Below are 21,282 nucleotides of genomic sequence, written 5' to 3' on the forward strand. Positions count from 1 at the left end.
ACGGTGGACGGCATGACCGAGACCAGGAACGACGTCGACAACAACGAGCACAACCCGCGCATGCGGTGGGCCGAGCATGCTCCCGAGGTGTTCAAGGCCATGGTCAGGCTGGACGCGGCCGCCCAGAAGGGGATCGACCCCACGCTGCTGGAGCTGGTGAAGATCCGGGCGTCCCAGCTGAACCACTGCGCCTACTGCCTCGACATGCACACCAAGGACGCCCTCGCGGCGGGCGAGTCGGTGGACAGGATCATCCAGCTGAGCGCCTGGGAGGAGTCGCGGCACTTCTACACGGCCAGGGAGATCGCGGCGATCGAACTGACCGAAGCCGTGACGGTCCTGACGGACGGTTTTGTCCCTGACGAGGTGTACGAGAAGGCCGCGAAGCACTTCGCGGAGGCGGAGCTGGCGCACCTCATCGCGGCGATCGCCGTCATCAACACCTGGAACCGCTTCGCCGTGACGACACGGATGGTGCCGGGCCACTACACGCCCGGCCAGTTCAAGCGCTGAGGACCGGGCCGGCTCGAGTACCGGGCGCCCCGGCGGTACGCGCCGTCTGCGGGCGGGGCGCCCTCCCAGGAGGCCCGTCGCGCCGCACGGCGTGCGGTGCGCGCGGCTGGAACGCGGTGCGCGGTGCGCGGTGCGCGCGGGTGGAACGCGACGGGCCGCACGGACGGCGGCCGGGCACCCGGCCCGGCCCGGCCGCTGCACCGCATCCGGGGATCAACGCCGACCGGGGCCGTCCGCGTCGCGGCAGCGCAGGGCCCGCGTCACGGCAGCGCCGCGCCGCGGGACGGGACCGCTGCCCCGACCGGCGGAGGAGTCCGCCGCGCCCCGCCCCCGGCCACCGCGCGAAGCGAGCCCTCGCGGCCGGCACACGGCTCTGGCCCGAGCCGGACCCGGACCCGGGCCAGGTGACCGACCGGCCGCCGTGCGCGGACGGCGGACGCGGACGGCGGGCCCGGCCGCCGTGCGCCGTGCGCCGGGAACCGCCACCGGGCACCGGGCACCGGGCACCGGGCGCCCCCACCGGGCGTGACTGCCCCGCCGTCGCGCGTCACTTCTGAGGGAGCCAGGCCTTCCAGGTCGCCTCGTTCTCCTTCACCCACTTCTCCGCCGCTGCCTCCGGCGCCATCTTCTCGCCGGCGATCATCAGCGCGACCTCGTTCTGCTGCTCGGTCGTCCAGTTGAAGTTCTTCAGGAACTCGGCGGCCTCGCCGCCCTCCTCGGCGAAGTCGGCGTTGAGGAACTTCTGCAGCGGTGTGTTCGGGTAGGCGCACGCGACCTTCTCCGGGTCGGCGTCGCAGCCCTCCTCGTGCTCCGGCAGCTCGACCTCGACCATTTCGACCTCGGCGTTCAGCCACTGCGGGGTCCACCAGTACGTCAGGAAGGGCTTCTCCGCCTTCGCGTACTTCTTGATGGCCGTGATCTGCGCGGCCTCGGAGCCCGCGTACTTGGTCTTCAGGTCCAGCTTCAGGTTGCTGATGATGGCGTCGTCGTGGGTGACGTAGTCGGGCGAGCCTTCGAGCAGTTCGCCCTTGTCGCCGCTCTCCGCGGTCCGGAACTCCTCGGCGTACTTGTTGAGGTTCTTCCAGTCCGTCACATCGGGGTGCTCGTCGGCGAAGTACTTCGGGACGAACCAGCCGATGTGGCCGGTGACGCCGAGGTCGCCGCCCTTGACGACGGTCTTCTTGGTCTCGACGTACTGCTTCTCCTCCTTGGGGTGGCCCCAGTCCTCGAGGATCGCGTCGATGTCGCCCTTGGACAGCGCGTCCCAGGCGAGGACCTCGCCCATCTGCTGGGTCTTGACCGTGTAGCCGAGCTCCTCCTCGAGGATCTGCTTGGCCACGGCGACGTTCGCCTGGGCGCCGACCCAGGACGGCACGGTCAGCTTGACGGTCTTGTCGCCGCCGGCCGCGCTGCTCTTGCCGGTGTCGGCGGCTCCGCAGGCGCTGAGGGAGAGGACGCCGAGCGCCCCGGCAACGGCGACGGCGGTACGGAGTGTTCTGGAGGTGCGCATGGTGCTCCTGTCGGGCGGTGCGGGCGGATCGGGAAGGCGGGACGGTAGGAACCGGCCGGACACGGCGGGGCCGTACGGACGGATCGGGAACGGCGGGGCGGTAGACGGGTCGGGGGCGGGAACGGATCGGGAACGGATCGGGAACGGCTGGACGGTACGGCCGGCGTCAGCGGGGCGCGCGGGAGGTCCGCTGGGTGACGCGGTCCAGGACGAGCCCGAGGCAGACGATCGCGATTCCGGCGGTCATGCCGAGGCCCATCTCGCCCCGGGACAGGCCCTTGATCACGTCGTAGCCGAGCGCGCCACCGCCGACGAGCCCGCCGACCACCACCACGGCGAGCACCAGCACCACGCCCTGGTTGACGGCGAGTTGCAGTGCCGGGCGGGCCAGCGGCAGTTGGACGCCGAAGAGCTGCTGGCGCGAGGAGGCGCCGAGCGAGCGGGACGCCTCCACGGCCGCCGGGTCGACGTCGCGCAGGCCCTGGGTGGTGATGCGGACCACGGCGGGCAGCGCGTAGACGACGGCCGCGACGATCGCCGAGGTCCGGGTGGCGCCGAAGAGCGCGACGACCGGGATGAGGTACACGAACTGGGGCATCGTCTGCATGGCGTCCAGCAGCGGCCGCACCCATCGTTCGAGGCGTCCGGCGCGTGCGCACAGCACACCCGCGAGGAAGCCGAGGACCAGGGTGACCACCAGCGCGGCGAGCACCTGGGAGAGCGTGTTCAGGGACTTGGTCCACACGCCGAGTACACCGATCGCGGCCATCGCCGCGGTCGCGGTGACCGCGGAGAGCCAGTTGCCGACGAGCCGGGCCGCGGCGGCGACCAGCAGCAGCACGGACCACCAGGGCAGCCAGAGCAGCGCGTCCCGCAGCGGGTTGAGGAGCCACAGGGTGAACTCGCGCGCCCAGTCCTCGGTGAAGGTCAGGTTGGTGGTGATCCACTCCTGTGCCCGGTTGACCGGTGCGGAGATGTCGTACGTCCAGGCGTCGGGCCAGCCGGTGGTGCGCACGGCCGCGGCGGCGGCGACCGCGGCCGCCACCAGCGCCCAGGCGCGGCCGCCGTGCAGCCAGCTCCGGGCGGGGGCGGACGTGCCGATGGCGTCGCCGGCGGCCGCCGTCGTACGGTCCAGCCAGACCGCGATGAGCACGATCGGCAGGCCGGCGGCGAACGCCTTGCCGACGTCCGTGGTGGCCAGCGCGGAGTACACCTCCTCGCCGAGGCCGCCGGCGCCGACGAGCGCGGCGATGACCACCATGGACAGCGCCATCATGATCGTCTGGTTGAGTCCGAGGAGCATCTGCCTGCGGGCGAGCGGGAGCCGCGCGGTCCACAGGCGCTGCCGGCCGTTCGCGCCGAGCGACACCGCGGCCTCCAGCGCCGCCGGGTCCGCGCCGCGCAGCCCGAGCGCGGTGAGCCGGGCCATCGGCGGGGCGGCGTAGATGACGGTGCAGAACAGCGCGGCCGGGGTACCGGTGCCGAAGACCAGCACGAACGGCAGCAGATAGGCGAAGGCCGGCATCACCTGCATGGTGTCGAGCACCGGGCGCAGCGCCCGGTCCACCCGGTCGGAGAGGCCGGCGGCGAGACCGATCAGCGTGCCGAGCAGGGCCGCGGCCGCCACGGACACCACCATCAGCGCGATGGTGAGCAGCGTGGCGTCCCACATCCCGAGCAGCCCGCAGACGGCGAACGCGCCGAGTGCGGTCAGCGCGACGCGCAGCCCGCGCCGTCCCAGGCCGGCGGCGCGCCAGGCGACGAGCACGGCGGCGGCCACGACACCGAGCCAGCCGAGGGCGTCGAGTACCTGGTAGACGGAGTCGACGGCGTCCGTGGCGGTGTTGGAGAGGTGGAGCAGGAAGTACAGGAACAGGGGGTGGGAGTCGCGGTTGTCGACGACCCAGTCGTTGGCCGCGTCGAGCGGCGCCGATATGTCGGCGGTCAGCCCGGCGGGCCAGGTGCCGCCGCCGAGCAGTACGGCACCGAGCACGAGGAGGGCGGCGAGTGCCCCGCCGCCCGCGAGCAGCCCGCGGCGGCGGCGCAGGGCCTCGCGCGGGCCGCCGCCGGAGTGCCGCATCCGGGCCTCGCCGGCCGCGGTCTTGGGCTTGGGCTTGGGCTTGGGCTTGGGCTTGGGGACGGTGGTGGCGGTCGCGCTCATCGGCCCCACCTGCCGGTGCCGGCGGCAGGTTCGCGCGCGGGGCGGGCCCCCGCGGTGAGGGTCCGTCTCATGCCGCCACCTCCTGGGCGGGGACGCCCGCCACGACCGCGAGCAGCGCCGCGTCGTCCACGACGCCCAGGCAGCGTCCGCCCTCGACGACGCGGACCGGGCCTCCGGAGCGGGCCACCGCCTCGATCGCCTCGGAGACCGTCGCGCCGGGGGCGACCGCGGGGCCCTGCTCGGCCTCGGTCGCGCCGTTCGCCGGGCGCATCGCCGTGCGGACGGTCATGACCTGCTCGCGCGGCACATCGCGGACGAAGTCCCGGACGTAGTCGTCAGCGGGCGAGCCGACGATCTCCTCGGGGGTGCCGAGCTGGACGATGCGCCCGTCCCGCATCAGGGCGATCCGGTCGCCGAGGCGCAGCGCCTCGTTCAGGTCGTGGGTGATGAAGACCATCGTGCGGCCCTCCTCGCGGTGCAGCCGGATCACCTCCTCCTGCATATCGCGGCGGATCAGGGGGTCGAGCGCGCTGAACGGCTCGTCGAAGAGCAGCACCTCGGGGTCGACGGCGAGGGCCCGGGCGAGGCCGACGCGCTGCTGCTGACCGCCGGAGAGCTGGCCGGGGCGGCGCTCCTCCAGACCGGCGAGGCCCACCTTGGCGACGACCTCGGCGGCCCTGGCGCGCCGCTCGGCCCTGCCCACGCCCTGGATCTCCAGGCCGTAGGCGACGTTGTCGAGGACGGTGCGGTGCGGCAGCAGACCGAAGTGCTGGAAGACCATGGCGGCGCGGTGCCGGCGCAGCTCCCGCAGCCGGGCCTTGTCCATCGAGAGGACGTCCTCGCCGTCGATGGCGATGGAGCCGGAGGTGGGTTCGATCAGCCGGGTCAGCGTGCGCACGAGGGTGGACTTGCCGGAACCGGAGAGGCCCATGACGACGAAGACCTCGCCCTTGCGGACGTCGAAGCCGACGTCCCGCACGGCGGCCGTGCAGCCGGTGCGCTCGCGCAGCTCGGCGGGGCTCAGCGCGGTGAGTTCGGCCGAGGCGGGCACGCGGTCGGCCTTGGGGCCGAACACCTTCCACAGGCCGCGCACCGCGAACACGGGCGGCTCCGGATGCCCGGTGCCGTCGTCGCCGACCGGGGCGGCGGCCTCGGTGCCGGCTCGGGTGCCGGCCCCGGTGCCCGCCTTGGCATCGGCCCCGGTGCCCGCCTTGGCATCGGCCTCGGTGGCGGCCCCGGCCGTACCGGCGCCGGCCGTACCGGCGCCGGTCGTCTGTCTGGTATCGCCGTTCATCGCGCCTCGTCTCCTGTCGGCCTGAGCAGGTCCGCGCACTTCTCGCCGACCATCAGCACCCCGATCATCGGGTTGACGGCCGTCATGGTCGGGAAGACGGAGGCGTCGGCGATCCGGATCCCCTCGAGTCCCCTGATCCTCAGGTCGGGTTCGACCACGGCCAGTTCGTCGGCCGGGGAACCCATACGGCAGGTTCCGGCCGGGTGGTACACGGTGTGGGCGACCTTGCGCGCGTACTCGCTCAGCTCCTCGTCGCTCGTGACCTCCGGCCCCGGGCAGACCTCCCGCTTCAGCCATCCGGCGAGCGGTTCCGACCGCGCGATCTCCCGGGCGATCCGGATGCCGTCGACGAGGGTCCGGCCGTCGTAGTCGTCCTCGTCGGTGAAGTAGCGGAAGTCCAGTGCGGGCTTGACCTCGGGGTCGGCGCTGGTCAGGTAGAGGCGGCCGCGGCTGCGCGGCTTGGGGATGTTGGGCGTCATCGACACGCCGTGCGCGGGCCGTTCGTAGCCGAGCCGCTCCGGATTGTCCGTGAACGGGACCTGGTAGAAGTGGAACATCAGGTCGGGGCCGCGCTCGGTGTCGTCGCGGCGCACGAACAGACCGGCGTCCGAGTCCATCGCCGAGTTCTCCGGGATCGGCCCGTGGGTCTCCCAGACGATCACCGACTCGGGGTGGTCGAGCAGGTTCTCGCCGACGCCCGGGAGATCGTGGACCACGGGGATACCGAGGGCCTCCAGATCGCCCCTGGGTCCGATGCCGGAGTGCATCAGCAGCCGCGGGGTGTCCACGGCCCCGGCGCAGACGACCACCTCGCGGCGCGCCCTGAGCAGCCGCTCCGCCCCGTCCTTGGTGCGCACGTGCACCCCGCGGGCCCGGGTCCCGTCCAGTTCCAGCCGGTACGCCCAGGTCTCCAGCAGCAGGGTGAGGTTGGCCCGTGCGTCCATCACGGGGTGGAGGTAGGCCACCGACGCCGAGGAGCGCTTGTTGTCCTCGGGGTGGTAGGCGAGGTCGAAGAAGCCGGCGCCCTCGTGGAAGGGCTTCCTGTTGAAGCCCTCGACCCGCGGCACGCCGAGGGCCGCCTGGGCGGCGTCCACGAAGTCCCGGGCGATGGCGTTGCGGTCCGCCTCGTCGACCGGGACAACGTTGTTCAGCAGCTTGCCGAAGTACGGGTCCATCGCGGCGGCGTCCCAGCCGTCGGCGCCCGCCTCGGCCCATTCGTCCCAGTCGGACGGCAGCGGCTTGAAGGCGATCAGGGTGTTGTGCGAGGAGCAGCCGCCCAGTACCCGGGCGCGGCTGTGCCGGATGTGGGAGTTGCCGCGCGGCTGCTCGGTGGTGGGGTAGTCGTAGTCGAGTTCCCCGCCGAGGAGGCCCATCCAGCGGCGCAGGGTGAGGACGTCCTCGCGGTCCACGTCGCTCGGGCCGCCCTCGATGACGGCCACGGTGACATCCGGGTCCTCCGTCAGCCGGGAGGCGATCACCGATCCCGCGGTGCCGCCGCCGACGATGACGTAGTCGTAGTCGTACTCGTGCTCGTGCTCGTGCTCATGCTCGGTCATGGTGGTGGTTGCTCCTGCTCCCCGTGGTCAGCCCGCGAACCAGCGCACGGGGCGCGGGGCGAGGTTCTGGTAGATGTGCTTGGTCTCGCGGTACTCGGCGAGCCCGGCGGGGCCGAGCTCCCGGCCGATGCCGGACTTGCCGAAGCCGCCCCACTCCGCCTGAGGCAGGTACGGGTGGAAGTCGTTGATCCAGACGGTGCCGTGGCGCAGCCGTGCCGCGACCCGCCGGGCCCGCCCGGGCTCGCCGCTCCAGACGCCGCCCGCGAGCCCGTACTCGGTGTCGTTGGCGAGGGCGACGGCCTCGTCCTCGGTGCGGAAGGTCTCGACGGTGAGGACCGGCCCGAAGACCTCCTCGCGCACCACGCGCATGGTGCGGTCGCACCGGTCGAGGACGGTCGGCCGGTAGAAGTAGCCCGGCCCGTCGGGCCGCTTGCCGCCGGCGCGCAGCACCGCGCCCTCGGCGAGCGCCGAGGCCACGTACTCCTCGGTCTTCGCCAGCTGCTGCGCGGAGACCAGCGGTCCGCACTCGACGCCGTCGTCCGTGCCGGGGCCGAGCCGGATCAGCTCGGCCCGGCGGGCGAGTTCGGCGACGAAGCGCTCCGCCAGGGACTCCTCGACGATGAGGCGGGAGCCGGCGGAGCAGACCTGGCCGCTGTGGATGAACGCGGCGTTCAGGGCCTGGTCGACGGCGGTGTCGAAGCTCCCGTCGTCGGTGCAGGCGTCGGCGAACACCACGTTGGGGTTCTTGCCGCCGAGTTCCAGGGCGACCTTCTTGACGCTGTCGGCGGCGGCCCGCATGACCTTGGTGCCGCTGGCGAGCCCGCCGGTGAAGGAGACCAGGTCGACGTCGGGGTGGTCCGCCAGGCGGGCCCCGACCGGGTCTCCGGGGCCGGTGACGAGGTTGGCGACGCCGTCCGGGAGCCCGGCCTCCGACAGGAGGCGGATCAGCGCGACGGTGCTGAGCGGGGTGATCTCGCTCGGCTTGACGACGAAGGTGTTCCCGGCCGCCAGGGCCGGGGCGATCTTCCAGCTCGCCTGCAGCAGCGGGTAGTTCCACGGGGTGATCAGGCCGCACACGCCCACCGGCTCGTGCACCACCACGCTGTGGATGTCCGGCGAGCCGGCGTCCACGACGCGGCCGGTCTCGTTGACGACGAGGTCGGCGAAGTAGCGGAAGGCGTCGGCGACGCAGTCGACGTCGACACGGCCCTCCTCCACGGTCTTGCCGGCGTCGCGGCTCTCCAGGCGCCCGAGCTCCTCCCGGTCCCGCTCCAGCAGCCCGGCGACGCGGCGCAGCAGCGCCGCCCGCTCGGCCACCGGCGTGCGGGGCCAGTCACCGCCGTCGAACGCCTCGCGGGCCGCGGCGACCGCGGCGTCGGTGTCCTCGGCCCCGCCTTCCGCCACGACGGCGAAGGGCGCGGCGTGAGCGGGGTCGAGGATCTCGCGCGTGGCGCCGGAGGCGGCTTTGCGCCACTCCCCGGCCACGTGGATGGTCAGTTGTGCCGACACGTCGCGTTTGGCCTTCCGTTCCCGTTATGTCTCTCACCAGTAAGGACTGGCGAGCGGGTCGCCTGCCCCGGGGATCGGAAAGCATGCGCGACGGGTGGCCGGAAGTAACGCGTGTCACTCCGCGGGGAGAGCGGGGATCGCGGGGCACCCCGTCACGGAGTGTGAGCACATCCCGTCCGAAGGGGCGCCGGGCCGGGACCGCGCACGGCGGACCGCGGGCCACCGCCGGCCGCCCTTGACTTCTGCCCTATCGGGAGGAAACTGGTTTTTACACCAGAAAACCGCAGAGAGCCGCACCCCATCGGAAGAGACGTCTTGCCGAAGGGCGTGACCCCCTCGGCTCTGGCTAGGCCCCCGGCGAGACGGGCGAGGACCAGCGCGACCGGCGACGACCGGCGCGCAGGAAACCGTCCGGATCACCGGGGACTGTCATGTGCCGGCATCCGGTGCCGAGCCCGCCGACCGGAGGGGGACGTCCGCGCACTGCGGTCCCCCTGCCCGGCCGTGCCCGTCCCGCCCGGCCGCCGAGCGAGCGTACGGAAGCGCCTGTGGGGCGCCGCGCGTGCGCGCGGCGCCCCACAGGCGCCTACCGGGTGCCGGACGTCAGATGAGGCCGAGAGCGCGGACCGCCTCGCGCTCCTCCTCCAGCTCCTTCACCGACGCGTCGATGCGGGTGCGGGAGAACTCGTTGATGTCCAGGCCCTGGACGATCTTGTACACGCCGTCCTTGCAGGTGACCGGGAAGGAGGAGATCAGGCCCTCCGCGACGCCGTAGGAGCCGTCCGACGGGATGCCCATGGAGGTCCAGTCGCCCTCGGCGGTGCCGTTGACCCAGGTGTGCACGTGGTCGATGGCCGCGTTCGCGGCGGACGCGGCCGAGGAGGCGCCCCGGGCCTCGATGATCGCGGCACCGCGCTTGGCGACGGTCGGGATGAAGGTGTCGGCGAGCCAGGTCCGGTCGTCGACGACCTCCGCGGCGTTCTTGCCCGCGATCTCCGCATGGAAGACGTCCGGGTACTGGGTCGCGGAGTGGTTGCCCCAGATGGTGAGGCGCCTGATCTCGGAGACCGGGACGCCGGTCCTGGCGGCCAGCTGCGACAGCGCCCGGTTGTGGTCGAGGCGGGTCATCGCGGTGAAGCGCTCACCCGGTACGTCCGGGGCGGCGGCCTGCGCGATGAGCGCGTTGGTGTTGGCGGGGTTGCCCACGACGAGGACCTTGATGTCGTCCGCCGCGTGGTCGTTGATGGCCTTGCCCTGCGGCTTGAAGATACCGCCGTTGGCCTCCAGCAGATCACCGCGTTCCATGCCCTTGGTGCGCGGGCGGGCGCCGACCAGCAGTGCCACGTTGGCGCCGTCGAAGCCGGTGTCCGGGTCGTCGGTGATGTCGATGCCCCGGAGCAGCGGGAAGGCGCAGTCGTCGAGCTCCATCGCGGTGCCCTCGGCGGCCTTCAGTCCCTGCGGGATCTCGAGGAGGCGCAGCCTGACCGGCACGTCAGCGCCGAGCAGTTGGCCCGAGGCGATGCGGAAGAGCAGCGCGTAACCGATCTGGCCGGCGGCGCCGGTGACGGTGACATTCACGGGAGTGCGGGTCATGGCGATCTCCGTAAGACAGCTGGCGGTGGGGGTCCCTGCCCCTGGTGCTGGACATCTCCACCGTAGTGATCGGCACCATCGCGATCGGCGCGATGCGCGCGATCGGCGCCCACGCCCATCGGCCGGCACCGGTGCTCACCGGCCGGCACGGGTCGGCGTCGGCACCTGTGGCAGCCGTTGGCCGGCACAGAACGCGGTGACCGCGGTGACCGCGGTGACCGCGGTGACCGCGGCGATCGGGGTGACCGCGGCGATCGGGGTGATCGATCTCTCGACGTGAAGAGATATCCAGCGGTCAGGCTATCCGACCCGGGCCCCCCGGAACCCTCCGATCCCTGTGGTGCGGCTCACTGGAGCACGTTACTGCTCCCTCGTGCACCCTTCGTCCCCCGCCGCCAGCGTGGCGCACGCCTTCGCCTCGGACTCGGCGGCCACCGCGACCATCGGGGTGTAGGCGTCCTTGTCCGCGTTGACGAGCCCGTCCCCGTTCTCGTCCCCGGCGCTGATCCGCACCTTGTCGCCCGGTGCCGCCTGGGTGATCCGCGCCCATGCGGCCCCGCAGGTACTGCTGTATCGCACCTCGACGACGGCGGTGCCGACGGTCGCCCGGGAGGCGGTCGTGGCGAACTGCCCACCGCACCCCATGCTCTCCGGGTCCTGCCCCGTGCAGTCGGCGCCGAAGCACTTCACCCCCACGGGTAGCACCGGCGCGCTGGTCGTGGGCGACGCGGAGGGGGACTTGGCCACATCGGCCCCCGGTTCGTCACCGGTCCCGCCGAGATCGGTCAGCAGCACCGCGGCCGCGATCACCAGCAGCGCACCGACGAGCCCCGCCAGGAACACCGTCGGCCCGCGCCGGCCCCGGCCCCGGCCAGGGCCGCCGGACGACGCGGGGGCATCGGTACGCGGGGAACCCGACCGGTGCCCGGCCCGTCCCGACCCGCTGCTCGGCTGGGCAGGCACCCGAAGCCGGTCGCGGTGGCCCCCACCGCCGGGTGCGGCGGTGGTCAGCCCGGCGGCACCGCGACCGGACGGCGCACCAGGCCCGCTCGGTCCGGGCTCGCCCAGAGCAGCCCGCGCCTGGGATATCCGTATGGCCTCCATCGTCATGTCGTGGCGCATCTCCGCGCGGCTCCACGCACGCTCGGCCAGTTCCCACATGGTGGTGAGGTGGATCGGGTTGGTCCCGGTGACCTCGGCGAGGGCGACGATCGCGCCCTTGGGCGCGAGCAGCCGTCCGTTGAGAAAGCGCTCCCACGACGTCTTGCTGTAGCCGGTGCGGTCCGAGAGCGCGGCGATGCTCAGCCCGCTGCGGTCGACGAGCCTGCGCAGCTGGCTCGCGAACTCCCTGACCTGCGGATCGAGTTCTTCCGGTAGCGTCTTCCAACGAGGCATTGCCTCCCCCTTGTCCCCCGAATACGTGCCTGATGTGCCCCGCGCCGCGGTGCCGCCGCCATGCCCACGGGCCGGCGTCCTGCGGACTACCCGGAGGGATGCGCGAAGCCAGGATGACAGTTCCTGGCAACGGGGCGCACGGGAGCGTTCGGGACGATGCCGTACCCCGGTGTGCGCCGCCGTTCCGAAAGCCGGCCCTCAGTCTCGCATCCGCCGCCCGGCGATCACACCATGGCGGAACCGTCACTTCCGTGGCACAGCCCCCGAAATTCTCTTGTGACTGTTTGGCACGTGCATGACCCTGAACCAGGCAGCGGTGTCCGTCCTCCTCGGGGGAGGGGACGGCCGCCGTCACCCGCGCGCACAACGGGCCACCGGCATCCCAGACGCGCGGCACCCGGCACTCCCGGCCCCCAGGCGGCCCACGCGGAGGAACGGCCCGGCGGGGGCGAACGGCCCGGCCGGGAAAAGCGGCCCGGCACGCGGGGACGGACGCCCCGCAGGAACGGGCGACCCGCAGGGACGGGCGACCCGCGGGAACGGGCGGTGCGGAAGAACCGGTCAGGGGCCGGAGCAGGCGCCGTGCGCAGAGGCCCCGCGCGGGCGGACGGCGCACGGAGCCCTCCCCTCATGCGTGGGTCGCGGTGCCCCCGGGCGCCCTGATACCCGAATGCCCGGATGCCGGGATGCCGTCACGGCAGGGGACGTCCCCGCAGGCACGGGAAGACGTGGGAACCCTCCACCACCGAGGGGCCCGGGTGCGGCCAGCCCCTAGCGCACGGTGAAACGCACCGCTTCCTCGAGGAACGGGATCTCCCACCACGGCCGCGGTTGGACCATCAGGGCGAGCAGCACGATGACGGTGCCGAGCACACCGTAGGTGATCATGTCGGTGAAGCAGGAACGCACCGCCAGCATGCCGACGGACGGCAGCGTCCTGCGCAGTGCCGCCCCGGTGAGCAAGGCCGCGCCGACGAGTATCGTGCCGACCCTGAACGCCTGGTCGAACGGGTCCGCACCGACGACCAGCAGACCGAGCGCCGCGAGCCCGAGCACCGTCAGCAGCGGCCACTGGCGTGCGGGAGCCGGCGCGTCACCGGGCGCCGCGCGCCCGCCGCCCTCGGGGCGCGCGGTGTCCCGGGTGACGGTGGGCGGGCGCCGCGACCTGCCGGCGGCCCACTCGTGCGCCCCTGCCGGGTCGTCCTCGGGCCCCTGCGGGGAACCGTTGGGCGGCTCCGGCGCGCCGGCGGCGCCCGCGTCCGCCGCGCCGCCGGCCGTGGCCGTCCGATCCCCGCCGTCCGCCGGGGCACCCGCTCCGGCACGGTCCCCGGCGCGCGCGGAGCGGCCGGGTCCGCCCCCGTCACCCGGAACGGTCCCCCCGCCGTTACGGGCCTCGCCGTTGCGGGCCTCGCCGTTGCGGGCCCCGCCGTTGCGGGCCCCGCCGTTGCGGGCCGCGGCTTCGCCCGGCACCCCGGACCGGGCGCTGCCGGCCCGTATCGGCCGGCCGGCCGTACGGCCGGCCGGGCGGTCGTCCACCAGGCCGACCGGGGCACCGGCGCCACTCGCCGGCCGGGCGCTGCCGACCGTGTCCGGGTCACCCGCCGGCGCGTCCACCGGGTCGTGGGGCGAGCCGTCCGCCCGGGCCGCCCGGCGGTCGGCCGCGGCGTCGGGCCGCTTGTCGGAAGAGGGGGTGTCCATGGGTCTCAGGCCGCGGCGGCCTGCTCGGCCGCCTCGACGACGTTGACGAGGAGCATGGCGCGGGTCATCGGGCCGACACCGCCCGGGTTCGGCGAGAGCCAGCCGGCGACCTGCGCGACATCCGGGTGGACATCGCCGACGATCTTGCCGTTGCCGTCGCGGCTGACACCGACGTCCAGCACGGCGGCGCCCGGCCTGACGTCCTCGGGCCGGACCAGATGCCCGGAACCGGCCGCGGCCACGATGATGTCGGCCTGGCGCAGATGAGAGGATAGGTCACGCGTGCCGGTGTGGCACTGGGTGACCGTGGAGTTCTCCGAACGGCGCGTCAGCATCAGCGGCAGGGAGCGCCCGATGGTGGTGCCCCGTCCCACCACGACCACATGGGCGCCGTTCAGCTCCACCTCGTACCGGCGAAGCAACCGGATCACCCCGTTCGGTGTGCACGGCAGCGGCGCGGGCTCGTTCAGCACGAGGCGGCCCAGGTTCACCGGGTGCAGGCCGTCCGCGTCCTTCGCCGGGTCGATCAGCTCCAGCACCCGGTTCTCGTCGATGCCCTTCGGCAGCGGCAGCTGCACGATGTAGCCGGTGCACTCCGGGTTCTCGTTCAGTTCGCGTACGACCGCCTCGATCTCCTCCTGCGTGGCGGTCTCCGGCAGCTCGCGCTGGAGCGAGCCGATGCCCACCTCCGCGCAGTCCCGGTGCTTGCCGGCCACGTACTTCCGGCTGCCGACGTCGTCGCCGACCAGGACGGTCCCGAGGCCGGGCCTGATCCCCCCGGCCTTGAGCGCCGCCACGCGGGCGGCCAGTTCGGACTTGATCTCGGCCGCGGTGGCCCTGCCATCGAGAATCTGGGCGGTCATGCCCCCCATCCTCGCGGATGACCCCGCCCCGGTTCCAATCAGGTTCGCTCGACGCGGCCGGGTGCCGACCGCCTGCGGTCGCGGCCCGCGTCGGTGCGGTGGCCCGGCCTCGGCCGCGCCGTGACCCGGGGCGCGACGGCACGGTGCGGGCCGGCGTCCACGGCACGGGCGCCGTTCCGTCCGGCGTGCGCAACGGCCGTCCCGGGGGCCTCCCGAGCACGCCACCGCACGGCTCGCCCAGCGGTTCACCAGGTTGCACTCGCACAACGCCTGCGCATATCGACTGGACAAGAAGCCGACGGCGATACCACGATGAAGCGCGCAGTGTCGCGGCAGCGTCGGGGGGGCAGGCTGCTTGGTTGGCTGTGACGTTCCTCCGGTCAGGCCCGCGTCGTCCCCGCAGAACCCCGACGGAGGAAACCCGCCATGAGCTTCGGCGAACCGAACAACCCCTACGGCCAGCAGCAGGGGCAGCCGGGCTACGGCTACCCCCAGGGCCAGCAGCCGCCCCAGCCCGGTTACGGCTACCCCCAGGCCCCGCCCGTGCAGCCCTACGGGCCCGGCTACGCCGGCGGGCCGATCTCCATGCCCGGTCTGATGAAGGCCGCCCGGGTGCTGCTCTTCGTCGTCGGCGGCCTGCAGATGCTCATGGGCATCCTGTTCGCCATAGGGATCGCCGTGGCCCAGGACATGCGGGGCGCAGCGGACGCGGAGGGCGATCTGCTCGCCGGTCTCGGGTTCATCATCGTCCTCTTCCTGCTGGCCTTCGCCGTCTGGGCGATCGTCCTGGGCCTCCGGTTCAGCAAGGGCGGCAACGCCGTGCGGGTGGCGACGATCGTGTACGCGTCGCTGTCCATTCTGGGCAGCCTCGTCAACTTCGCCGACGGCGAGGCGAGTTCCGCGGTCGGCGGCGTGATCGGCCTGGCCATCGGGGGCGTCATCCTCGCCTCGATGGTCAACAGCAGCGCCTCCGCATGGTTCAACCGCCCGCGCTACTGACCTCCTCCGCCCGGCAGGGCCGCACCGGAAAGCCGGCAGGACCGGCCAGGACCGGTCAGGACGCCGGGCCGCACGTACGAAGGCCGCAACACCCGCTCGGCGGCGGGGTTGCGGCCTTCGGCCTGTCATGCCTGCGGCAGGCTTTGCGGCCGACGCGGTGGCAGACGAAGGCACTGCGTGCCCATGGCAGCCCCGGACATGACGTGCCCACGGCAGCCCGCGGGGCAGTGCGCTCCCGCGGCGAGCCGCAGTGGCAGCTCGGCGAAAGCCCGGTGGCGGCTCCGTGGCAGCCCGGCGGGGGCTCAGTCGGCGGTCAGTGGAAGAAGTGGCGCGTGCCCGTGAAGTACATCGTCACACCGGCCGTGCGCGCCGCCTCCACGACCTGCTCGTCGCGGACCGAACCACCGGGCTGGACCACGGCCTTGACACCGGCGGCGGTCAGGATCTCCAGACCGTCGGGGAACGGGAAGAACGCGTCGGACGCCGCGTAGGCCCCGGCCGCCCGGTCTTCGCCCGCACGCTCGACGGCGAGCCTCGCGGAGTCGACCCGGTTGACCTGGCCCATGCCGACACCCACACTCGCACCGCCCTTGGCGAGGAGGATCGCGTTGGACTTGACGGCCCGGCAGGCCCGCCAGGCGAAGGCGAGTTCGCCGAGTTCGTCCGCCGGGAGCGGCTCACCGGCGGCGAGGGTCCAGTGGGCCGGGTCGTCGCCGTCGGCCTGGAGGCGGTCGGCGGCCTGGAGCAGCGCTCCTCCGTCGATCGGCTTGACCTCCCACCGCTGTGCCGGGGCGTCGGGGCAGCGCAGCACCCGGATGTTCTTCTTGCGGGCCAGCACCTCGACGGCACCGTCCTCGTAGTCCGGGGCCACGATGACCTCGGTGAAGATCTCGGCGACCTGCTCCGCCATCGCCACCGACACCGGGCGGTTGACCGCGATCACCCCGCCGAACGCCGACAGCGGATCGCAGGCGTGGGCCTTGCGGTGCGCCTCGGCGACATCGGCGCCCACCGCGATACCGCACGGGTTGGCGTGCTTGACGACGGCCACGCACGGTTCGCCGTGGTCGTACGCGGCACGCCGGGCGGCCTCCGTGTCCGTGTAGTTGTTGAACGACATCTCCTTGCCGTGCAGCTGTTCGGCCTGGGCGAGTCCGCCCCCCCGCTCGGTCACGTAGAGAGCGGCGTCCTGGTGCGGGTTCTCGCCGTAGCGCAGGACCTTCGAGCGGTGGTGGACCGCTCCCAGGAAGTCGGGGAACGCGCCCGTGACCGGGCCGCTGCCGGATGCCGCGTCGTCCGGGGCGTACGAGGAGGCGAACCAGGACGCGACGGCCACGTCGTACGCTGCCGTGTGCTGGAACGCCTCCGCGGCCAGGCGCTTGCGCGCGGCGAGGTCGAAGCCGCCCGAGGTGACGGCGGTGAGCACGTCGGCGTAGCGCGCAGGGCTGGTGACCACGGCCACCGAGGGGTGGTTCTTGGCGGCGGCGCGGACCATCGACGGGCCGCCGATGTCGATCTGCTCGACGCACTCGTCGGGGCTCGCCCCCGAGGCCGCGGTCTCCCGGAACGGGTACAGGTTCACGACCACCAGGTCGAACGGCTCCACGCCCAGCTCGGCGAGCTGCTGGCGGTGCGCGTCGAGGCGGAGGTCGGCGAGGATCCCGGCGTGCACCCGCGGGTGCAGCGTCTTGACCCGGCCGTCCAGGCACTCGGGGAAGCCGGTCAGCTCCTCGACCCCGGTCACCGGGACGCCGGCCGCGGCGATCCTCCCCGCGGTGGAACCAGTGGAGACGAGTGCGACGCCCGCCTCGTGGAGTCCGCGGGCGAGCTCCTCCAGCCCCGTCTTGTCGTAGACACTGATCAACGCGCGACGGATGGGCTTATTCACCGACATGAACCTTTCGTCCCTCAATGCGGTAGCCGTTGCGGGCCAGACGCCCCACGACCTCGACGAGCAACCTGCGCTCGACTTCCTTGATGCGCTCATGCAGAGCGGATTCGCCGTCCTCACCGCGCACCTCGACCACGCCCTGGGCGATGATCGGGCCCGTGTCGACGCCGTCGTCGACGAAGTGGACGGTGCAGCCGGTGACCTTCACCCCGTAGGCGAGCGCGTCGCGCACACCGTGGGCACCGGGAAAGCTGGGCAGCAGGGCGGGGTGGGTGTTCACGAACCGGCCGCCGAAGCGGGCGAGGAAGTCCTTGCCGACGATCTTCATAAAGCCGGCCGAGACGACGAGGTCGGGCTCGTACTCCGCCGTGGCCCCGGTCAGCGCGCTGTCCCACTCCTCGCGGGTCGGGTGGTCCTTGACCCTGCACACGAAGGTGGGGATCCCGGCGGCCCTGGCCCGCTCGAGACCGGCGATACCGTCCCGGTCCGCACCCACGGCGACGATCCGGGCACCGAACCCTTCGGGATCGCCGCCGATGGCGTCGAGCAGCGCCTGGAGGTTGGTGCCGGATCCGGAGACCAGGACGACGAGGCGGGCGGCAGCCACGGGGGACTCTTTTCGCATTGCGGTTCCTGTTTGTATGGTCGTACGAATAAAACGAGTCCGGCGATGGGGGAACTCTACGAAGCCGTCGACCGTCGGCAACGATACCGGCACACCGCACGGCCCCCGCGGGACGGGGGCCTGGCCGGGAGGTAGCGTCTGGGGGCAGGGCCCGTCCCCAGACGGAGTACCCGCGTACCGAGGTACCAGAGGGGAAGACGTTCACCACCATGCCGGACCGTCGCCGCCGCACGGCACTCCGCCCCCCGCTCTCCGCCGAGCGGGGCTTTCTGCTGCCGCGGGAACGCCAGTCCGCGGGGCCCACGAAATCGCCCAAGGACGAGAGCAACCCGTTCGCACCGCCGCCGGAGGGCTCGCCGGACCAGCCGTGGCAGCCGCGGCACGGGGCGGGGGACGACTCCTCGCCGGGCCGGGACGGGCGCGGTGCGGGTGACGGCGGCGAGCGCGAGGAGGGGCGGGGGCCCACCTCCCGGGGCGGCCGATGGAGCAGCCGCCAGCCCGGTCGCTCCCCGGGCGGCTTCGGCGGCCGGGGAGGCAACGAGGGGGGCAGCGGCGGCAGCGGCGGCAGCGGGCAGAAAGGCCCCGACAAGGGCCCCGGCCAGGGCACCGGCCTGCGCTGGGACCCTACGGACCCGCTCCAGCGCCGCGCCCGTTACGCACTGCTCGGCGGCATGTGGGCGTTCTTCTTCGCCCTGTTCGACTTCCCCGAGATCGCCCTGCTCCTCGGGGCCCTGGCGATCTACTGGGGCGGTAGCTCCCTGCGCGGCAAGTCCCGCCGCCCGGAACAGGGGACCTCGGCGCCCAAGGCCGCTCCGGCACCGGGGGCCCCGGGGCAGCCGGCCGGACGGCCGCAGGTGACCGCCGCGGTCAGCGGACTGGTGATGGCCGTGATCGCCCTCACCATCGTGGCGATGACGTTCACCGTGCAGCTGGTGTACCGCGACTTCTACACCTGCGTGTCCGACTCTCTGACCAACGCCGGCCAGGTGTCCTGCAACAACCTGCTGCCCGAGCCGCTGCGCGGGGTCATCGGCGTCAAGGAATAGCCGCCGGCGGCGATCACCCCGGTGAAGACGGCAGCCTCGTCGGCGCGAGCGTGATCACGCGCAACGGAACGGCACCGTCGGCGCGGGCGGCCACCACCCCCGCAGGGACGGCAGCAGTGCCCGCACGACCGGCAGCCGCACCGGCGCGCGGGACGGACGCCCGCACGGCGTCCGCGGACGTCGCGGCCGCCCGGCCGGCGCCGCCCCTGTCACGGGGCGGCGCCGCCCTCCGCGGACGCGCCCTCGGGAGGTGACTGCGCGGGAGGTGCGAGACGGCCGGGCCCCCTCCGCCCGCCGGAGGCGCCCGGCCAGCTGCCGAGCCCGCTCCCACCGACCGGGCCGACCGGGCCGACCGGGCCTGACGCAGGCGACCAGACGGCGACCGGGACCCCATCGGGGACAGGTGCCGCTCCGGCCAACCCGCCCGCACCGGGGTCCGCCCCGCGATCCCGCACCGGGTCCCGTGCGGGGTCTGGTGCGGGATCCGGGTCCGGTACGGGATCCGATGGGGATACCGGTCCGGGTACACCGCGCGCGGTTTCGTCCGGGACCTCCGGCGTGATTCCCGGGCGGCCGGGGTAGGGCGCCGCCTCTGCTCCCGGCCCGGCGGGCAGCAGGCCCGGCGCCGCCGGAACCCGGCCGGGCATCGTGGGGACGGGCGGACCCTCACCGCAGGCACCTCCGGTGGTTCCGGAGCCTCCGTCGGGCATCCCGAGCCGGGGAACGGGGCCCGTGCCCGTGCCTGCGCCTGTTCCCGCCCCTGCGTCGTCCGCGGTCATGCCCGCGGACGACGCAGGGGCGGTCGGGCGGAGCGCACCGGTCGGGTGGGCGGGCAGCACCGAGGCGCTGGAGCCGATGGGGACGCGTCCCGTCGCAGCGGCCGAACGGGCCGAACCATCCGAACCGGCCGAACCGGAGATATCGCGCAGGGCGTCGGTTCCGGGGAGGAGGCCCGCCCCCGGCAGACCCGGCTCCGCTCCGGACGGGGAACCTGCTCCCCCAGATGCCTCGGAAGTGGACGGACCGACGCGGTCCGCACGGGCCGGGTCCGCCGACGAGGCGGGCACGACCGGGGAGGACACGACCGGGCCGGGCCCCCCGGGGGACGGCACCGCAGAGGGCGGCAGCCCAGGCGGCGGAAACGGGATCGCCGCCATCAGACCGCCCGACGCCTGCTTGATGGCCTCCCAGCGGGGGACCCTCAGCGGGCGGTCGGCGTCGCGGAGGCGCCAGGCATGGAGGGCCAGGGCCACCGGTACCCCCAGCGCGCCCGTCCAGAGGATCGCCGCCGGCCCCGTGAGCCACCAGACGGGACCGAAGGCGGCCAGGGCTCCGGTGCCGAGCGCCCCGCCGGACGCAGCGGCCAGAGCGGACATGAGCACACCGCACACGACCGCCGCCAGCAGTGCGGTGAGCACGGTGGCACGGCGCCGCACCGGCGCCGCACCGGCAGTCCTCCCGGCAGCCGTCCCCGAAGCCTGCCCCGAAGGCATCCCCGTCGTCATCCCGGCGGTCGCTGCCGCCCCGGTCTCCGGGGCACTCGCGTCACGGGCCCCCACAATCCGTGCACACCGCTCCGGGGACCCCGCCCGCGGGGCGGTGCACCAGCCGAGCGTCAGCCCCGCCGCGACCGGCAGCACCACCGCGGCCAGGCCCAGCGGCGCTCCCGCACGGTCGAGCGGTACCGCGGCGAGCAGCGGGAAGGGGGGCAGCACGGGAGTCCCCGCGATCCCCAGCGGGGTCGCCGTCGCGCCGGCACCGAGCACGAACCCCGGGCCCAGTCCGTACGAGGCCGCCCAGACCGCCGCGTTCGGCACCAGGGCCAGCAGAAGCAGCAGCAGTGCGCACCTGCCCTGCCAGTCGTGCGCAAGCCGCGCGAACGCCTCCTGAGCCGTGTCGGCGTGCCCCACCAGCGAGACGGCGGCGATCAGCGCTCCGCCGCCGAGCAGCACCGCGACCGCGAGCCCCCCGGCTCGGAACGCCACGATCACCCGGGAGCGGGCCACCGCGATCCGCACGGCGCCGGGGATCCAGACGGGCAGCGGCCCGAAGGGGCGCCCGCGCGCCGTCCACACCCCAGCCAGGGCCATGAGCACCACCAGCGGGGGTACGTGCAGCAGCGCGCTGAGGGGTTCCGCGGCGAGTTCACCGCCCCTGGAGTAGAGCACCGCACCGACAGCCACGAGCAGATACCCGCAGCTCACGCCGGTGAGCGCGGTGCCCGCCGAGGGCTGCCGCCAGCCTTCCGCCGTCTCCACGCAATCGCGCGCCGCCCGGTACACCAGAAAGGCCGGCACCGCCGCGAGCAGCAGTGGCACCACCCCCACGGGCGCGGGCACCTCGGACAGGGTCTCGGCTCTGATCAGCTCCGTCCCGTGGGCGAGGAGCCAGATGGCGGCGGCCGCGTGGAGGGCTCCCTCCGGGCCGCTGTCCGGGTAGGGGGAGCTGATCCACATCACCGTCATGAGCGCGGCGAGCGCACCGAGCCCCAGACCCGCGGCGATCGCCCCGCGGATCAGGCCCGTCACCAACGCGGCCGCGGGACGGCCACCCTGCACGGCCACGGAGACGGGGCCGCGATCGGTCGTCTGGGTCACCCGGCCATGCTGCCAACGACACGCGCTGTATC

At 73.7% G+C, this 21,282-nt stretch carries 15 protein-coding genes; 3 read left to right on the plus strand and 12 right to left on the minus strand.

The annotated features are described in order from the left end of the window. Positions 1-12: 12 nt before the first annotated feature. Positions 13-513 carry a carboxymuconolactone decarboxylase family protein gene (locus tag SCWH03_RS10910; protein WP_173263972.1) on the plus strand — a complete coding sequence of 167 codons (501 nt, stop codon included), beginning with the start codon at positions 13-15 and terminating at the stop codon, positions 511-513. A 547-nt stretch (positions 514-1,060) separates the two neighbouring features. Here the strand turns inward: SCWH03_RS10910 and SCWH03_RS10915 are convergent. The 9 genes from SCWH03_RS10915 to SCWH03_RS10955 form a co-directional block, all read right to left on the minus strand. Then, on the minus strand, positions 1,061-2,023 hold the full coding sequence (locus SCWH03_RS10915) for an ABC transporter substrate-binding protein (protein ID WP_173263973.1): 963 nt from the start codon (positions 2,021-2,023) through the stop codon (positions 1,061-1,063). 166 nt (positions 2,024-2,189) lie between these two features. Next, positions 2,190-4,184, minus strand: coding sequence for an ABC transporter permease (locus tag SCWH03_RS10920; protein WP_173263974.1), 1,995 nt, complete (start codon positions 4,182-4,184; stop codon positions 2,190-2,192). 67 nt (positions 4,185-4,251) lie between these two features. Beyond that, positions 4,252-5,478 carry a quaternary amine ABC transporter ATP-binding protein gene (locus tag SCWH03_RS10925; RefSeq protein WP_254076683.1) on the minus strand — a complete coding sequence of 409 codons (1,227 nt, stop codon included), beginning with the start codon at positions 5,476-5,478 and terminating at the stop codon, positions 4,252-4,254. After that, on the minus strand, positions 5,475-7,034 hold the full coding sequence (locus SCWH03_RS10930; RefSeq protein ID WP_173263975.1) for a GMC family oxidoreductase: 1,560 nt from the start codon (positions 7,032-7,034) through the stop codon (positions 5,475-5,477). The genes SCWH03_RS10925 and SCWH03_RS10930 overlap by 4 nt, the downstream gene beginning before the upstream one ends. Before the next feature lie 27 nt (positions 7,035-7,061). Then, positions 7,062-8,543 carry an aldehyde dehydrogenase family protein gene (locus tag SCWH03_RS10935; protein WP_173263976.1) on the minus strand — a complete coding sequence of 494 codons (1,482 nt, stop codon included), beginning with the start codon at positions 8,541-8,543 and terminating at the stop codon, positions 7,062-7,064. 603 nt (positions 8,544-9,146) lie between these two features. Then, the gene (locus SCWH03_RS10940) at positions 9,147-10,136 is read right to left on the minus strand and encodes a malate dehydrogenase (protein ID WP_173263977.1); all 990 of its coding nucleotides are present in this window, start codon (positions 10,134-10,136) and stop codon (positions 9,147-9,149) included. Positions 10,137-10,496: 360 nt separating this feature from the next. Then, positions 10,497-11,531, minus strand: a complete 1,035-nt coding sequence (locus tag SCWH03_RS10945; protein WP_173263978.1) for an XRE family transcriptional regulator — start codon at positions 11,529-11,531, stop codon at positions 10,497-10,499. A gap of 771 nt (positions 11,532-12,302) precedes the next feature. Then, positions 12,303-13,229: a DUF3017 domain-containing protein gene (locus SCWH03_RS10950; RefSeq protein WP_173263979.1), complete on the minus strand. Its 927-nt coding sequence runs from the start codon at positions 13,227-13,229 to the stop codon at positions 12,303-12,305. Positions 13,230-13,234: 5 nt separating this feature from the next. Beyond that, positions 13,235-14,092: a bifunctional methylenetetrahydrofolate dehydrogenase/methenyltetrahydrofolate cyclohydrolase gene (locus SCWH03_RS10955; RefSeq protein WP_173263980.1), complete on the minus strand. Its 858-nt coding sequence runs from the start codon at positions 14,090-14,092 to the stop codon at positions 13,235-13,237. 426 nt (positions 14,093-14,518) lie between these two features. Between SCWH03_RS10955 and SCWH03_RS10960 the strand changes: the two genes are divergently transcribed. Then, positions 14,519-15,091, plus strand: coding sequence for a hypothetical protein (locus SCWH03_RS10960; RefSeq protein WP_173263981.1), 573 nt, complete (start codon positions 14,519-14,521; stop codon positions 15,089-15,091). A 313-nt stretch (positions 15,092-15,404) separates the two neighbouring features. Here SCWH03_RS10960 and purH read toward each other — a convergent pair whose 3' ends face one another. Together purH and purN are read right to left on the minus strand one after the other, a co-directional pair. After that, positions 15,405-16,985: a bifunctional phosphoribosylaminoimidazolecarboxamide formyltransferase/IMP cyclohydrolase gene (gene purH / locus SCWH03_RS10965; RefSeq protein ID WP_173263982.1), complete on the minus strand. Its 1,581-nt coding sequence runs from the start codon at positions 16,983-16,985 to the stop codon at positions 15,405-15,407. Then, on the minus strand, positions 16,972-17,589 hold the full coding sequence (gene purN / locus SCWH03_RS10970; RefSeq protein WP_173263983.1) for a phosphoribosylglycinamide formyltransferase: 618 nt from the start codon (positions 17,587-17,589) through the stop codon (positions 16,972-16,974). The genes purH and purN overlap by 14 nt, the downstream gene beginning before the upstream one ends. A gap of 227 nt (positions 17,590-17,816) precedes the next feature. Between purN and SCWH03_RS10975 the strand changes: the two genes are divergently transcribed. After that, positions 17,817-18,653: a hypothetical protein gene (locus SCWH03_RS10975; RefSeq protein ID WP_173263984.1), complete on the plus strand. Its 837-nt coding sequence runs from the start codon at positions 17,817-17,819 to the stop codon at positions 18,651-18,653. Between the two features lie 209 nt (positions 18,654-18,862). Here the strand turns inward: SCWH03_RS10975 and SCWH03_RS10980 are convergent, their stop codons facing one another. Beyond that, positions 18,863-21,250: a cell division protein PerM gene (locus tag SCWH03_RS10980; RefSeq protein WP_173263985.1), complete on the minus strand. Its 2,388-nt coding sequence runs from the start codon at positions 21,248-21,250 to the stop codon at positions 18,863-18,865. Positions 21,251-21,282: the final 32 nt, after the last annotated feature.

The sequence above is a fragment of the Streptomyces pacificus genome, from assembly GCF_011766325.1.
Lineage (GTDB): Bacteria > Actinomycetota > Actinomycetes > Streptomycetales > Streptomycetaceae > Streptomyces > Streptomyces pacificus.